This window comes from Stenotrophomonas sp. AC248, from assembly GCF_979258185.1.
On record NZ_OZ409840.1, the window covers coordinates 1,158,974 to 1,173,928 of the forward strand.

12 protein-coding genes are annotated in these 14,955 nt (G+C 68.8%); 1 reads left to right on the forward strand and 11 read right to left on the reverse strand.

What is annotated here, in order from left to right:
- Window positions 1–175: 175 nt before the first annotated feature.
- Window positions 176–1,414 (forward strand): MFS transporter, encoded by a 1,239-nt coding sequence (locus tag ACZ0AE_RS05370; RefSeq protein WP_463602062.1) that lies wholly within the window; start codon window positions 176–178, stop codon window positions 1,412–1,414.
- A 256-nt stretch (window positions 1,415–1,670) separates the two neighbouring features.
- Here ACZ0AE_RS05370 and ACZ0AE_RS05375 read toward each other — a convergent pair whose 3' ends face one another.
- From ACZ0AE_RS05375 to mqo, 11 genes are all read right to left on the reverse strand, one after another.
- A complete protein-coding gene (locus ACZ0AE_RS05375) occupies window positions 1,671–2,390 on the reverse strand; it encodes a GntR family transcriptional regulator (RefSeq protein WP_038689779.1) in 720 nt (239 codons plus the stop codon).
- Between the two features lie 92 nt (window positions 2,391–2,482).
- Window positions 2,483–3,850, reverse strand: coding sequence for an SLC13 family permease (locus ACZ0AE_RS05380; RefSeq protein WP_038689777.1), 1,368 nt, complete (start codon window positions 3,848–3,850; stop codon window positions 2,483–2,485).
- 86 nt (window positions 3,851–3,936) lie between these two features.
- Complete coding sequence (mdcH, locus tag ACZ0AE_RS05385; RefSeq protein ID WP_463600561.1) at window positions 3,937–4,857, reverse strand: malonate decarboxylase subunit epsilon; 921 nt, start codon at window positions 4,855–4,857, stop codon at window positions 3,937–3,939.
- Window positions 4,854–5,711 carry a triphosphoribosyl-dephospho-CoA synthase MdcB gene (gene mdcB / locus ACZ0AE_RS05390; RefSeq protein ID WP_463600562.1) on the reverse strand — a complete coding sequence of 286 codons (858 nt, stop codon included), beginning with the start codon at window positions 5,709–5,711 and terminating at the stop codon, window positions 4,854–4,856. Before mdcB ends, mdcH begins: the two co-directional genes overlap by 4 nt.
- Window positions 5,708–6,358 (reverse strand): malonate decarboxylase holo-[acyl-carrier-protein] synthase, encoded by a 651-nt coding sequence (gene mdcG, locus ACZ0AE_RS05395; RefSeq protein WP_038689771.1) that lies wholly within the window; start codon window positions 6,356–6,358, stop codon window positions 5,708–5,710. Before mdcG ends, mdcB begins: the two co-directional genes overlap by 4 nt.
- On the reverse strand, window positions 6,351–7,055 hold the full coding sequence (mdcE, locus tag ACZ0AE_RS05400; protein ID WP_038692426.1) for a biotin-independent malonate decarboxylase subunit gamma: 705 nt from the start codon (window positions 7,053–7,055) through the stop codon (window positions 6,351–6,353). The genes mdcG and mdcE overlap by 8 nt, the downstream gene beginning before the upstream one ends.
- Window positions 7,056–7,057: 2 nt before the next feature.
- Window positions 7,058–7,966 (reverse strand): biotin-independent malonate decarboxylase subunit beta, encoded by a 909-nt coding sequence (locus ACZ0AE_RS05405; protein WP_463600563.1) that lies wholly within the window; start codon window positions 7,964–7,966, stop codon window positions 7,058–7,060.
- Window positions 7,963–8,283: a malonate decarboxylase acyl carrier protein gene (gene mdcC / locus ACZ0AE_RS05410; protein ID WP_038689767.1), complete on the reverse strand. Its 321-nt coding sequence runs from the start codon at window positions 8,281–8,283 to the stop codon at window positions 7,963–7,965. The genes ACZ0AE_RS05405 and mdcC overlap by 4 nt, the downstream gene beginning before the upstream one ends.
- 11 nt (window positions 8,284–8,294) lie before the next feature.
- Window positions 8,295–9,938, reverse strand: a complete 1,644-nt coding sequence (gene mdcA, locus ACZ0AE_RS05415; RefSeq protein ID WP_463600564.1) for a malonate decarboxylase subunit alpha — start codon at window positions 9,936–9,938, stop codon at window positions 8,295–8,297.
- 309 nt (window positions 9,939–10,247) lie between these two features.
- On the reverse strand, window positions 10,248–12,440 hold the full coding sequence (locus ACZ0AE_RS05420) for a TonB-dependent siderophore receptor (RefSeq protein WP_448133219.1): 2,193 nt from the start codon (window positions 12,438–12,440) through the stop codon (window positions 10,248–10,250).
- A gap of 761 nt (window positions 12,441–13,201) precedes the next feature.
- On the reverse strand, window positions 13,202–14,899 hold the full coding sequence (mqo, locus tag ACZ0AE_RS05425; protein WP_463600565.1) for a malate dehydrogenase (quinone): 1,698 nt from the start codon (window positions 14,897–14,899) through the stop codon (window positions 13,202–13,204).
- Window positions 14,900–14,955 lie beyond the last annotated feature (56 nt).

The following is a 14,955-nucleotide window of genomic DNA, read 5'->3' on the forward strand; positions in this document are numbered from 1 at the left end:
ATGTGGTGACTGCGTGAGCCTGCTGCGCGGTCGCATATCGTAGGCTCGGCGGCATTCCAGTGCAGGTGGGAGTCGTGATGCCGTTGAGTCTGTCCCGCTGTCGTGTCGACAGCGCACCCGCGCGTTGGCGGTGCCGGTGAGCGCGCCGTCGTCGGCCCCGGCGCGTACCCGTTCGATGATCGTGGCCGGGTTGTCGACCGTGGTGGAGTGGTACGACTTCACCTTGTACCTGTACCTGGCCACGGTGCTGTCGCGGGTGTTTTTTGGCGGCGGCGACAACGCCCTGCTGGCCACGCTGGCGGGGTTTGCGGTGTCCTACCTGATGCGCCCGCTGGGTGCGCTGTGCTTTGGCCACCTCGGCGATCGCTTCGGGCGGCGCTACATGCTGCTGGCCTCGATGCTGCTGATGACCCTGGCGATGCTGGCCACCGCGTTGCTGCCCACCTTCGACAGCATCGGCGCCAGCGCCGGGGTGCTGCTGTTGCTGCTGCGCTGCCTGATGGCGTTTTCGGTAGGTGGTGAATACACCGGCGTGGTGGCCTACCTGCTGGAGACCGCGCCCGCCCGCCGGCGTGGCCTGGTTACCTCGTTGGCCTCGGCGGCCAGCGAGGTCGGTGCGCTGCTGGCGGTGGCGCTGTCGGCCTTGACCGTGGCGGTGTTGAGCACCGCGCAGCTGGACGGGTGGGGCTGGCGCATTCCGTTCTTCGTCGGCGCGGCGTTGGCCGGGGCGATCCTGCTGGCACGCTCGACCATGCACGAATCGCCCGAGTTCGAGCGGCAACAGGCGGCCGGCACCGTGCCCACCTCGCCGATCCGCGACACCTGGCGTTACCACCGGGGCGCGGTGGCCCGCACCTTCGCGATTTCCGCACTCGGCTCGATCACCTATTACGTGGGCATCACCTACGTGCCGGCGTTCCTGGGATCGGCCGGTGAGGTGGGGGAATCGGAGGCGCTGTGGCTGTCCACGGTGGCCGCGGTGGCGGTGATCGTGGTGACCCCGCTGGCTGGCGCATTGTCTGATCGGATCGGGCGGCGACCGGTATTGATCGCCCTGGCGCTGTTGTCGGCGTTGCTGCCGTTGAGCATGTTCAGCCTGATGGCCGGGGGCAATACCTGGTTGATTGGCGGCGCGGCGGTGGTGCTGGCCTGTCTGGCCGGCGGCGTGAGCGCGGTGGCTGCACCGGCCACCGCCGAACAGTTTCCCGGCGAGGGCCGCCTCAGCGGTTTGGCGCTGGGGGTCACCATGGCCACCGCGTTCTTCGGCGGCGCCACCCCGCTGCTGGCCGAGCTGCTGGTGCGCCAGACCGGCTGGGCCGCCGTGCCCGGCGCGATGATCGCCGTGGTGGCGCTGCTGGTGTTGCCGGTGATGTGGACCCTGCGCGAAACCCGTCCGCCGCGCACACCCGGGTAGGTACCGACCGTTGGTCGGTACACCGCAATGCACCCTGGAACACCGCGCGCACCTCGGAACATCGCGCGCACCCCGGAACATCGCGCGCACTGGTAGTGCCGGCCGCTGGCCGGCTCTGCACCATGTTGGATCGCGAGGAGCCGGCCAGCGGCCGGCACTACCGGTGAGGTGGATTTGCGAGGAGCCGGCCAGCGGCCGGCACTACCGGTGAGGCGGGTCTGCGGGGAGCCGGCCAGCGGCCGGCACTACCGGGGGGTCAGGTCCCACCCTCGGTGGGCAACGGCGCGGGCACGTTCAGCAGGCCGCCCGAGGCGACGTAGGCGGCCAGCGCCTGGCCCTGGCTGAGCAGGTGGCGTTCCATGGTGCGTTCGGCCGCCTCGGCATCGCGCTCACGGAAGCACGCCAGCAATTCACGGTGTTCGGCCAGCGATTGCGCGGTGCGACCCGGTGCCAGCAGCTGGCGGCCGCGGTGCATCTTCAGGATGCGGTGCAGGTCATGGGTGATGCGGATCAGCCACGGGTTGCCGGCGTAGTGCTGCACGGTCTCGTGGATGCGGTAGTTGTTGCGGTAGTACTCGGCAATGTTGCCCTCGGCGGCCGCGGCCTCCATGGCTGCATGCAGCTCTTCCAGCAGTTGCACGCCCGCATCGTCGATATGTTTGACGGCCTCGTGGGCGCAGCGGCCTTCCAGCATCGCCATCACCGGGAACAGCTGGTTCAGGTCTTCCAGGGTCAACCGGGTCACCCGGCACCCACGCCCGGCATCGATCTGCACCAGGCCTTCGGCGGCCAGCAGCTTCAGCGCCTCGCGCAGGGGAGTGCGGCTGATGCCCAGCTCCTCGCACAGCGCCGGCTCGTCGATCCACTCGCCCGGGGGCAGGCGGTAGTCGTAGATGCGCTCGCGCACGTGCTCGGCCACCTCTTCGTACAGCGGGGCGCGTTTCTTGGTCGAGCGTGGTGCGGGAGCAATGGCCATGCGGAATTGTAATCCCTCCGTTCGTTGACCGGCCCTGACAGCATGCTTCCGGGCGGAAAGCCCCCTGAGTCAGGGGGCGACAGCACGTAGCCTTACATCCAGCCCGGCACCACGAACACCAGCCAGGCCAGCAGCGGGCCAAAGGCGACCACCAGGCCGCTGTAGATGAGGAACTGGCGGAACAGCGATTCACGCTCTTCCTTGGCGGCCGAGGCCACCACCAGCGCACCGTTGGTCGAGAACGGGCTGACATCCACGATGGTCGAGGAGACCGCCAGCGCGCAGATCACGCCCGCCGCGCCCAGGTGCCCCTGCATCAGGAACGGCACCGCCAGCGGGATGGTGGCGCCCAGCACGGCCGCCGACGAGGCGAACGCCGAGACGATGCCGCCCACGTAGCAGACCAGCAGCGCGCCCAGCAGCGGAATGCCGATCTGCGATACGCCGTTGCCGATGAAGTCGACCGCGCCGGCTTCCTGCAGCACGCCGATGTAAGTGACCACGCCGCAGATCAGCAGCACCGTGGACCAGCTGATGCCGTCCACCGCGCCCTTCTGGCTCTTCGGCGACAGCAGTGCCAGCGCCACCGCAACGGTGATCGACACCAGGCCAACGTTGAGGTTGTAGATCAGCGCGGCCACGCCCAGCCCGAGCAGGCCGATCAGGGTGAACACACGCTCGCGGGTGATGCCCACCGCCTCCAGTGCATCGGGGTCGTTGGACAGCGTGCCGCCACCGGCCGACACCAGCGCACCGTGGCCTTCAATCGCGAACTGCCGCGACGACGCCTGCGGCCCACCGGCCATCGCCAGCTCGGCCGTACCCACGCCACCGCCCACCGACACCGCACCGCGCCGCAGCAGCGCCACGCCGCCGAAAGCGAAGAAGCAGATCGTGGCCATCATGAAGTTGAAGCCCAGGCTGGTCAGGAACACCGCCATCTCGGTCACTTCCAGCCCGGCCTTCTGCACCACGCCGTTGGTGATGCTGCCGTACACGCTGATCGGCGAGAAACCGCCGGCCTGCGCGCCATGGATGACCAGCAGGCCCATCAGCAGCGGGTTGATCTTGTACTGCTTGGCAAACCGCAGCGCCACCGGACCGATGATCGCCACCGCGGCCGGTCCCAGCGCACCGAATGCGGTGAGCACGGCGGTCACCACGAACATCACCCACGGAATGGCCACGATGCGCCCACGCACCGCACGGACCGCCCAATGCACCAGCAGGTCGATGGTGCCGTTCTTCTGGGCGATGGAAAACAGGTAGGTGATGCCGACCAGGGTCAGGAACAGGTCCCCGGGGAATCCGCCCAGCACCTCTTTGCCTTCCATGCCGACGAACACACCGCCGATGATGAAGGCCAATGCAAACGCGACCGCACCCATGTTGATCGGCAAGGCGGTGGCGACGATGAACATGATCACCAGACCGATGATCGTTGCGACTTGTGGACTCATGCGCCCTCCCAGACACTTGACTCGCGTACAGCAAGGATGGAAACCCGCCATCCCGGGTTACGGCGTGCTACAGGCAACTCCCACCTTCATTGCTGCCGGCCCAGCGCGGCATGTACCCACGCCGCCGCGCCCTCCAGCTGCTGGAACTCTTCCACCGCGCGCACCTCGCAGCACGGGTACGCGCTGGCCACCATGCGCGCCAGCGCCGTGCCGGGACCCAACTGCAGGAACACCCGCGCGCCGCGCTCGAATGCCTGGCGCATCAGCTGCGCCCACTCGATGGTCTGCGCCAGTTGCGCGGCCAGACTCTGTTCCAGCGCGGCCCGCGTGCGCACCGGACGTGCATCGATGCCCGCCAGTACCTGCAGCTGCGGCGCCTGCAAGGGCGCCTGCGCGAGTACCTGGGCGAAGCCGTCGGCGGCGCTGGCCAGCAGCGGGGTATGGGCCGGCACATACACCGGCAGCACGCGCACGTCGGCACCCTGCTGCACGGCGGCAGCGGCCAGCGCATGCAGCGCGAGCAGACGCCCGCCCAAGATGAAATGATCGGCGCCGTTGGCAATGGCGATGTACGCGCCGTGTGTCTCGCACAGCGCCTGGACAGCGGCACGCGGCAGGCCCAGCACCGCCTGCATGCCCGCGTCGGGCGGGCTGGCGGCATCCATCAGCTGCGCGCGTTGGGACGCCAGCGTCAGGCAGGTGGCCGCACTGAAACTGCCGGCAATCGACTGCGCCGCCAGTTCACCGATGCTGTAGCCGGCCACCAGCGCAGGCGGCGGCAACCGCTCGCGCAGGCCGTGCCAGTGCGCCAGGCTGGCCGCGCAGAGCAGCGGCTGGGCCACCGTGTTGTCGAAACGATCGTCTGCCGCCGCCGCTGCGGTGACATCGCGGCCCAGCAGCGCGGAGGCGGTGTCGAGCACCTCGCGTGCGGCGGGCAGGTCGCGCACCCGGTCGAACATCGCCGGATGCTGCGCACCTTGGCCGGGGCAGAGCAGGGCCAGGGTCATACGCGCTCCTGCTGCAGCAGGAACCAGCTGCAGGCCAGCAGATCGGCGCTGCCACCGGGGCTGAGCCGGCGCGCCACGAAGGCATCGCCAAGCTGCTGCAGGCGGGTACGCCAGTGCGGTGAAAAGGCGCCGCCGTCGGCGATGAAGCTCGCCGCCTGCGCACGTGCCCACGCCAGTCCCTGCGCACCGCCGCGATGCAGCAGGTTGAGGTCATCGGTGTGGGCCAGCAGGTGCATCAAGGTGTGGCACAGCGCGGCCTCACGCGGCAGCCCGGCCGCCAGCGCGTTCCGCAGCACGGGCACGCCGATGTCACGCAGCAGCGGATAGCCGGCGATGGCCTGCTCACGGACCCCGGCGATGCCGTGCTGTGCACGTGCGCGTTGGCCGGGGCTGTTTGGATCCAGCGGGGCCACGGCCAGCGCCGGCGCCCAGCGCTGCACTGCCACGCACACGGCGTCGGCGGTAATCACGCCGCGGCGCTCGCGCCGGCAGGCGGCCGCCGCGGCCACCAGCAGGCCCAGGCTGAAGATCGCGCCGCGATGGGTATTGATGCCGCCGGTGGCGCGCAGCATCGCCGCTTCGGCGGCGATGCCATGGCCGCGCAACACGGAGAAGGGAGCGCTGTCAGCGCCGGCCTGGGCCACGTGGCGGAAATAGTGGCGCAGCGCGAACAGGCTGCGCAGGAAGCTGCCGGCATCCATGTCGGTGTGGCTGCCGCAGTCGAACGGCGTCACCAGCCCCGGCTTGGGCGCGCAGGCCAGTTCGGCGTGCAGGCTGACGATGGCCAGCCGCCCCAGGCGCGCGCAGTCGACCTGTGCAGCCGCCGGGGGATGCGCCTGTACCACGGCGTTCATGCGGCAACACCGGCGGGCACGAACAAGGTGTCGCGCGGGGCCAGCATGGCGCCGTCGATGCGCTTGACCAGCACCTCCCGCGCGCTGCCGGCGTACTCGCGCCAGTTCACCGCCGCGCCGCCGGGCAGGCACAGCTCGCCATCCACACGCCGACCCTCGCGCACTTCCCACGCCTGCAGCCGTTGCACCAGGCGGTCGGCCACTTCCGGCGCGTGCACCTGCCACAGCAGATCAATGTCCGACTGGGCGTGCACATAGGGCAGCCCGGTGAGGGCCTGCCAGGCAAACGCGCCAAACACCCGTGCCGGTGCGATCGCGTCCAGTCCCTGCAGCGCCGTGTACCACTCGGCGCTGATCAGGCGGTCGGGCCGGGCGATCAGCGCGTGCAACGCCAGCGGTGGTTGCTGCCGCGCGATGTCCTGCAGCGGCACGCGCAACGCCAGCCGCTGCTTGCCTTCGTTCGGCGGCAGCGGCACGCCCAGGCGCACGCGCGGATCGGGATCGTCGGCGGCGCGGCGCGCCACCACCGCCGGCCAGCCCTGGGCGAACCAGGTGGCCAGGCGCGGGTCCTGCGCGGGCACGTCGGCGCGCCAGTGGGCCTGCGCGGACATCCACACCAGCGTGTGGCGGGCAGGCTGCTCAGGCATCGCCGGCCACCACCGCCGCAGCGACCGACGCGGCCAGGGTACGACCGCCGCGTTGCGCGCCGAGGACCGCGCGGCGATCGCCGTCGGCGGGTGTGCGCAGCGCTTCCAGCAGGGCCTGGGCCAGGTCGTGCTCCCACACCGTGTGCACCGCGCCCATGGCCACGTAGTTCTCCACGCCGGGCGCGAACACCGGTGAGCTCTGGCTCAGCGCCTGCAGCTTTTCCAGGGGTTGTTTGGTGACGCGCGCCATGGCGCGCAGGTCCATCACCCGCACCTGTGCGTCGGGCAGGGCGTGGATGTGGTCGGCCATCAGGCCGAAGGACAGGAACCCACCGCTCACCGATTCGCCGTACACCAGGGTGACCAGCGTCGCGCCGCGGCGGCGGGCCAGGTCCAGCGTCTGCGCCAGGTGGGCGAAGTAGCCGTTGATGCCCAGCAGTTCATCGCGTCGGGCTAGGCGCTGGCCGGCGGTGTCGACCAGCATCACGATCGGCCGCCGAGGATCGGCGGCGGTACTGGCGAGCACGGCGGCGGCCAGGGTGAGCGCATGGTCCACGCCGACCTCAAGCTTGTCGGTGGTGCCGATCACGGTCACCTCGCCTTCGTCGGTGCTGGCGCTGCCGGTCAGCACCGCATCGTTCACCGCGACGGCGTGCCCGCGCGGGAACAGCGCATCCAGCAGCGTGTTCAAGGGCATGCTCATGGCAGTCTCCGGGCGGCGGTGGCGGCAAGGAAGGCGTCGGTCTCCAGCAGCGGCAGTTGCTGCGGATCGGCAATGCCCTGCAGCGCCCAGATGTCCAGCCCATCCCGGCAGCCGCCCCAGGCCTGCACCCGTGCCTGCAATGCGGCATGGCGGGCCTGCAAGGCGGCCAGTGCCGCATCGGTGTCGGTGCTGTCGGTATCGGGCCCCAGTGCATCGAAGGCGGCCTGCGCGAAGGCGCTGATCGCATCGGTCACCAGTACCTGGGCCTGGTCGATCAGGTAGCGGTGCTTGCCGCCGGTGACGCGCCACACCAGGGCGCGGTCGCGGGCGTCGAACTCTTCCACGCCGCGCACCGTTTCGATCACCTCCGGCCCGGACAGCGACAAGCGCCCCTCTTCGGACATGATCACCGTGGTGCAGCAGCGCGCCACGATGCCCATGCCGCCGAACGCGCCGTTGCCGCTGCCGATCAGGGCAATCACCGGCACCCCGGCGGCACGCGCGGCCAGGGTGGCGCGCATGATCTCGGAAATGGCGATCAGCCCGGCATTGGCTTCATGCAGTCGCACGCCGCCGGTATCCAGCAGCAGCAGCACGCCGTCGGGGCGCTGTTCGGCGGCACGGCGCAGCAGGCCGGTGAGCTTGGCGCCGTGCACCTCGCCCACGCCGCCGCCCATGAAGTGGCCTTGCTGTGCGGCCACCAGCACGTGCTTGCCGCGCAGCAGGCCTTCGCCCACCACGATGCCGTCGTCGAACGCGGCGGGCTGGTCCAGCTGCGCCAGGTGCGGGCTCATCGCGCGCCGGGCCGGGCCCAGCAGTTCCTTGAACGAGCCTGCATCGAGCAGGCCGGCGATACGCTCGCGCGCATCGGCTTCGTAATAGCTGTGGCGGTGGGCGATGCTCATGGCTGGGCTCCACTGCGCAGGGTCTGCACCGCCTGGTCCAGGCGCAGGCTGACCACGGCCGGGGTGGCGCCGGCATCGTTGATCGATACCTGTACGTCACGCAGCGGATGGCGTTGCGCGAAGTCGCCGATCACCGCGGCCCAGATGGTGCCGAAGCCCTTCGCAGCGGTGACGATGTGGACCGCCATGGCGCCGTCCAGCGCGGCCGGTTCCAGCAGCACTTCGAGGTTGCCCGACGCGAGCACGCCGACCAGTACCGCCTCGGTGGGAAAGCGCACGGCGGTGGTGCCGTCGAATCGATATGTGAGGGTTTCCATGGGCCTGTCCCTTACCAGTTGCGGAAGCGCTTGGGCGGGTCGTACAGACCGCCGGACCAGCGCACCAGGTCTTTCACCGAGCGCGCGGCCAGCAGGTCGCGGCTGGCATCGCGTACGTTGATGCCCAGGTCGTCGGGGCGTTGGATCACGCCGCGGTCGCGCAGGTTCTCGACCATGGCCCGGTCGCGGCCCAGGCCCACCGCGGTGTAACCGGCCACGCCACGGATGGCCTGTTCGCGCTCTTCGGGAGTGCGGCACAACAGCAGGTTGGCGATGCCTTCTTCGGTGAGCACGTGGCTCACGTCGTCGCCGTAGATCATCACCGGCGGCAGGGGCATCGCGGCGCGTTCGGCCAGCTCCCACGCATCCAGGCGATCGACGAACGCCGGCGCCATGTGCTCGCGGAAGGTTTCCACCATCTGCACCACCAGCTTGCGCCCGCGCGGCATGTCGCCGGGGCGTGCGGCCTGCTGGCCGGCCTTGAGCCAGGCATCGCTGGCATGGCGGCGACCGCGCGCATCCGAGCCCATGTTGGGTGCGCCCCCGAAGCCGGCGATACGGTCGCGGGTGGCCGTGGAGCTGTTGCCCTGCAGGTCGATCTGCAACGTGGAGCCGATGAACATGTCGCAGGCATACAGGCCGGCGGTCTGCGAGAACGCGCGGTTGGAGCGCATCGACCCATCGGCACCGGTGAAGAACACATCGCCGCGCGCGGCGATGTACTTCTCCATGCCCAGTTCCGAGCCGAACGAATGCACCGATTTGACGAAGCCCGACTCGATGGCCGGGATCAGCGCCGGGTGCGGATTGAGCGCCCAGTGCTGGCAGATCCTGCCCTTCAGCCCCAGCGATTCGGCATAGGTGGGCAGCAGCAGTTCGATCGCCGCCGTGTCGTAGCCGATGCCATGGTTGAGGCGGTTGACCCCGTACTCGGCGTAGATGCCCTTGATGGCCATCATCGCCATCAGCACCTGGATCTCGGAGATCTGTGCCGGGTCGCGGGTGAACAGCGGCTCGATGTGGTTCGGGCGCGGCGCCTGCACCACGAAGTTGACCCAGTCGGCGGGGATGTCGACGCGGGGCAGGGTATCGACGATCTCGTTGACCTGCGCGATGACGATGCCGCCTCCGAAGGCGGTCGCTTCGACGATCACCGGGGTGTCTTCGGTATTCGGGCCGGTGTAGAGATTGCCGTGCCGGTCCGCCGCCTGCGCCGCCACCAGCGCCACCCGCGGGGTGAGGTCGATGAAGTAGCGGCCGAACAGTTCCAGGTAAGTGTGGATCGCGCCGATCTGGATGCGCCCTTCGGCGACCAGGTTGGCCAACCGCACCGACTGCGGCCCGGAGAAGGAGAAGTCGAGCTTCGAGGCGATGCCGCGCTCGAACACGTCCAGGTGCGCGGGCAGCGACAGCACCGATTGCACCATGTGCAGGTCGTGTACGCGCGCCGGGTCGAGGTCGGCCAGGGCCTGGGCGAGGAAGTCGGCCTGCTTCTGGTTGTTGCCCTCCAGGCAGACCTTGTCGCCCGGTTCAAGCAGGGCGTGCAGCAGCGCGGCGACATCGCCGGCCGCCACCTCACGGCCCCTGGCCCATGGCGCGGCGCGTTCCAGCCGTGCCTGGCGGCCGCGCTCCAGTGTGTCCCAGCTCGGGTTCATCGACGGACTTCCGATTGGCGTTGAGATAATTACGCCATAATTATGGAGCCGTGCGCAACCCGCAGTGCAGCAAAAAAAGGCCCGCCGAGCGGCGGGCCTGTTCAGGTTGATGGCGTGGGACGCCGTAGCGCCGGGCTCTGCCCGGCCGGTGTCCGCAGCCGGGCAGAGCCCGGCTCTACGTGTGTGGTCCGGCAGCCGGGCAGAGCCCGGCTCTACGTGAGTGGTCCGCAGCCGGGCAGAGTCCGGCTCTACGTGTGTGGTCCGGGTAGTGCCGGCCGCTGGCCGGCAACCCCATGACCCCCGGCAGCCTCAGAACGTCCAGCGCAGGCTGGCCGCCACGAAGCGCGGTTCGCCGTAGTTGTTGTAGTCCAGGTTGGCCCAGTAGGTCTTGTCCAGCGCGTTGCGCACGCTCAGGGTGGCCGTCCAGTTGTCGGTGAGGCGGTAGTTGGCGTTGAACTGCACCAGCGCATACGCCGGCTGGTTCACCGTGACCGTGCCGCCCAGCGGGTAGGGGATGTTGTAGCCCTGCACCTTGCTCTGCCACTGCACGCCGCCGCCCACGCTCAGGCGCGACAGCGCGCCGCGCAGCTGCACCTGCGTGTTGAGCTGCAGCAGGTCTTCGGCCGGGTTGGCGTACAGCTGGTCGGTGGCCGCGCGGGTCACCTTGACGTGGGTGAAGCCGGCATTGACCGTCCAGCCCGGCAGGATCTCGCCGTTGATGTCCACTTCCCAGCCGCGCGCCTTGGTGCCGTTGACGCCGATGTAGGCCGAGCTGCCGTCGCTGAGCGAGCCGTCCGGCACGCTCATGTCGCGCATCGCGTAGTTGTCCTGCTTGGCCTCGAACACCGCCGCGTTGGCGGTCAGGCGGCCGTCGAACCACTGGCTCTTGATGCCCGCTTCCAGGTTGGAGCCCTGCACCGGCGCCAGCAGGTTCTCGTTCTTGTCCTTGAAGTTCTGTGGATTGAAGATTTCGGTGTAGCTGCCGTAGACCGAGAACTGCGGGGTGATGTCATACACCAGGCCCACGTACGGCGTCACTTCGTCCTTCACCTTGTAGGCGCCGCTGGTGGCGGTATACGCACCGGCCACGTTGTAGGCGCGGGTCAGCGTCTCCCAGCGGCTCAGGCGCGCGCCGGCGATCAGCGACAGCGGATCGGCCAGGCGCAGGCGGGTAGCCAGGTACACGCCGCTCTGCCGGGTGCGCGCCACGCGGCGGGCACCGGTACGGGTGTAGGTCACTTCGGAAATGTCGCCGTCCCACGACCGGATGTTGGGAATGTAGTAGCAGCGCTCGGTGCCGCAGCGCGCCCAGTCGGTGGGGTAGTTCAGGGCGAGGGTGTTGGTGGTGCTTTCCAGGTCGGACCACTGCCCGCCCAGGGTCACGTCATGCTCGCGGCCGAACAGATTGAAGGTGCCGCTCAGGTAGGCATCCACGTTGCGCCGGGTGTCTTCAGAATCGCCGGCGGCCGTACGCAGGTAGATGCCCGCGCCGGTGGTCGGGTCCGGGTAGCCGGTGCCATACAGGCGCACGTTCTGCACGTTGCCACGGGTGTAGGCGGTGTTGACCTTGAGCAGCCAGTTCTCGCCGAAATGCTGTTCCAGGTTGGCGAACACGGTACTGGTTTCGCGCTGCCAGTAGCTCCACTTCGGGGCCACGTTGGTCGAGCGCGGCAGGTGCGCGAAGTTGCCCTGGCTGTCGAAGAACGGCACGGTGCCCCAGGTCGAGCCGACCGGGTTGTTGTCCTGGGTCTGGTAGCCCACGGTCACGGTGGTGCTGTCGGTGAGATCACCTTCGAGCACGGCCATGCCGGCCATCTTGTTTTCCTTGTAGCGGTCGTAATAGAAATCACGATCGGTGTAGGCGGCCACCACGCGGCTGCGGAAACGGCCGTCGGCGGTCAGCGGCGCGGTCACGTCCGCTTCCATGCGGCGATAGTCCCAGCTGCCGGCGCTGACCGAGAAGGACGCGTCGAACTCCTTGCCCGGGCGCTTGCGCAGCAGGTTGACCGTGGCCGAGGGCACGCCGGCGCCGCTGAGCAGGCCGTTGGCGCCGCGAATCACTTCCACGCTGTCGTAGAAGGCGGTGTCGTATTCCTGGTTGGTCGAGCCGCTGTAGGTGGGAATGCCATCCACCTGGAAGTCGGTGATGGCAAAGCCGCGCGCGTAGTACAGCGGGCGCTGGGTGTCATAGAAGGACACGCTGACGCCGGTGACGTTGCGCATCACGTCGTTGAGGCTGAACAGCGATTCGTCCTGCAGCCGCTGCAGGCCGATCACGCTGGACGACTGCGGGGTTTCCTGCAGGCTGATGGGCAGGCGCGTGGTGCTGGACGGCGCAGCGCGCTCGCCCAGCACGCTGACCTTGTCCAGGGTTTTGGCATCGCTGGCGTCGGCGGCGGTGTCGGCCTGGGCCAGGGGCGAGGCCAGCGACAGCACGGAGAGCAGGGCCAGGCCCAGCGGGGCGCGGCGGAGGGGGCGGGGCGAAAGATCGCGGAGGGACATGCGCAGGTCTCGAATCGGTCTCGGGAGGGAAACAGCAGGCGGCAGGCACAGCACGTCGGGCGCTCGGGCGCCAGGCGGTAGATCCTTCTGGGGTGGGAGCCAGCGGGTGGCGCCATTGCGGCCGTGGGGCGTGCAGCAGGCCCGGCGGCAGTCCATTGAGGCCGTCCCGGCCCGCGCCGGCAGCGCAGGGGTGCGTAAATGTAAAGCGTTCTCATTCGCTTTACAAATACTGAATGCGGCCGGAGGCCCTCTGAGGGGAGCGTCGTGTTGCAAGAGCCGTCGCGGAGTGAGCACGACGCTACGCGGGTGGCCGGGTGTGCCAGGTGACGTTTGGATCGGCGTCTCCGATCGGGGCGGTCGCGAGCGTGAGGGCCCCGTAGTGGCCGGTAGGCCCCTGGTGCAAATGTCCCCCGGCCGCGGTCGCGGCCTCCTCCTTTATTTTGCCCAGGAGCCTACCGGCCACTACGGGGCTCGGCTTGCGGTGCGCAGGTGGACGCCACGCTTTTGGGAGGTGGTCGGCGGGTCGGGCGCTGGGCCCCGATGCGCTTGGAGGCGAAATAAAGGGGGAGGGGGCGGCCGCAGGCCGACGCCGGAGGACATTCGCCGGAAAGGGTATCGGGGCCCAGCGCCCGATCCGCCAACAACCGCGCCCGCAAAAATTCAAAGCACGCTTCTATTTACCCCGCTTGATCAGGGGCGAAGAACGCAAAAAAAATCCGGCCCACGATGGGGCCGGATCTGATTCACGCACGCGGCAGGCGTTACAGCGCCTGCAGCTCCTCGTTGGCGTTGCGGCTCTTCTGCTTCTGCGCCGGCGCGTTGGCCGGCGGCGGGGTCAGCATCACCGCCGGCGAGGTCTCCACCGGCACGTCCAGGTAGGGCAGTTTCAGCGTATCGCTGGTCTGGCGGCGGATCTCGTTGGTCAGCGCCGCGCTCTCGTTGAGCTTGCGCCCATAGGACGGCACGATCTGCTGCAGGCGCGCTTCCCAGCCGGCAGCCATCTGCTGCGGGAACGCCTTCTTCAGCAGGTCCAGCATGATCGGCGGCGAGGTCGAGGCACCCGGCGAGGCACCCAGCAGCGCGGCCAGCGTGTGGTCCTTGTCGGTCACGATCTCGGTGCCGAACTGCAGCACCGGACCCTTCTCCGGATCGCGCTTGATGATCTGCACGCGCTGGCCGGCGGTGACCAGCTTCCAGTCCTCGCGCTTGGCGTTGGGGAAGTACTTCACCAGTTCGGCCTGGCGGTCGGCATCGTTCAAGCGCGCCTGGCCCATCAGGTACTTCACCAGGTCCAGGTTCTCCGCGCCCACGTCCAGCATGCCGGCCACGTTGTTGTGGTTCACCGACGAATACAGGTCGAACCACGAACCGTGCTTGAGGAACTTGGTGCTGTACAGGGCGAACGGACCAAACAACACCACCGGCTTGCCGTCCAGCTTGCGCGCATCCAAGTGCGGCACCGACATCGGCGGCGACCCGGTTTCGGCCATGCCGTAGGCCTTTACCGAATGGCGCCCGGCAACGGCCGGGTTCTGGAAGGCCAGGAACTGGCCGCCCACCGGGAAGCCAGCGTAGTTCTTCGACTCGGGAATGCCCGACAGCTGCAGCAGCTTCAGCGCCGCACCACCGGCACCGATGAACACGAAGCGCGACTTGATCGTGGACTCGGTGCCGGACGTCAGGTCCTTCACGGTCACGTTCCAGGTCTTGTCATCGTTCTGGCGCAGCGCGCCCACTTCGTGCTGCAGGTGCAGCTGGAAGTTCGGGCTGCGCTGCAGGCCGGCGGTGAGCTGGCGGGTGATCACGCCGAAGTTGACGTCGGTGCCCAGCGGCATCCACGTCGCGGCCACCTTCTGCTTCGGGTCGCGGCCTTCCATCAGCAGCGGCGCCCACTGCTTGATCTGCGCGGCGTCTTCGGAGTACTGCATGCCGTAGAACAGCGGGTTCTTCACCAGCGCCTGCTGGCGCTTGTGCAGGTAGGCGATGTTGTCATCGCCCCAGACGAAGCTCATGTGCGGGGTAGGGTTGATGAAGTCCGACGGCTGGCTGAGCCGGCCCGCCTTCACCTGGTGCGACCAGAACTGGCGCGAGATCTCGAACTGCTCGGCGATGCCCACCGCGCGCTTGGTCTCGATGCTGCCATCGGGCAGTTCCGGGGTGTAGTTCAGCTCGGCGAAGGCCGAATGGCCGGTGCCGGCGTTGTTCCAGCCGTCCGAGCTTTCCAGCGCCACGCCGTCCAGGCGCTCATACACCTGGATGTTCCAGTCCGGCTGCAGCTCCTGCAGGAACGTGGCCAGGGTGATGCTCATGATGCCGCCACCAACCAGCACGACGTCTACCGGCTTGTCGTTGCCGGCGGCCGGGACCGAGCGCTGATGCAGCGGCCAGTACAGGAACACGGCCGCCACCAATAGCAGCAGCACGAACAGGCCGAGGACGACCTTCGCGAGTTTTTTCATGGGAATCTCAAAGGGGGGAGATATGGAAAGGATGCCGCCGTTGGCGCGCAAGCCTG

Excerpts from the sequence above, each read along its gene's own strand:
- ACZ0AE_RS05370 (WP_463602062.1), top strand. The coding sequence starts at position 176 with ATGATCGTGGCCGGGTTGTCGACCGTGGTGGAGTGGTACGACTTCACC.
- ACZ0AE_RS05375 (WP_038689779.1), bottom strand. The coding sequence starts at position 2,390 with ATGGCCATTGCTCCCGCACCACGCTCGACCAAGAAACGCGCCCCGCTG.
- ACZ0AE_RS05380 (WP_038689777.1), bottom strand. The coding sequence starts at position 3,850 with ATGAGTCCACAAGTCGCAACGATCATCGGTCTGGTGATCATGTTCATC.
- mdcH (WP_463600561.1), bottom strand. The coding sequence starts at position 4,857 with ATGACCCTGGCCCTGCTCTGCCCCGGCCAAGGTGCGCAGCATCCGGCG.
- mdcB (WP_463600562.1), bottom strand. The coding sequence starts at position 5,711 with ATGAACGCCGTGGTACAGGCGCATCCCCCGGCGGCTGCACAGGTCGAC.
- mdcG (WP_038689771.1), bottom strand. The coding sequence starts at position 6,358 with ATGCCTGAGCAGCCTGCCCGCCACACGCTGGTGTGGATGTCCGCGCAG.
- mdcE (WP_038692426.1), bottom strand. The coding sequence starts at position 7,055 with ATGCCCTTGAACACGCTGCTGGATGCGCTGTTCCCGCGCGGGCACGCC.
- ACZ0AE_RS05405 (WP_463600563.1), bottom strand. The coding sequence starts at position 7,966 with ATGAGCATCGCCCACCGCCACAGCTATTACGAAGCCGATGCGCGCGAG.
- mdcC (WP_038689767.1), bottom strand. The coding sequence starts at position 8,283 with ATGGAAACCCTCACATATCGATTCGACGGCACCACCGCCGTGCGCTTT.
- mdcA (WP_463600564.1), bottom strand. The coding sequence starts at position 9,938 with ATGAACCCGAGCTGGGACACACTGGAGCGCGGCCGCCAGGCACGGCTG.
- ACZ0AE_RS05420 (WP_448133219.1), bottom strand. The coding sequence starts at position 12,440 with ATGTCCCTCCGCGATCTTTCGCCCCGCCCCCTCCGCCGCGCCCCGCTG.
- mqo (WP_463600565.1), bottom strand. The coding sequence starts at position 14,899 with ATGAAAAAACTCGCGAAGGTCGTCCTCGGCCTGTTCGTGCTGCTGCTA.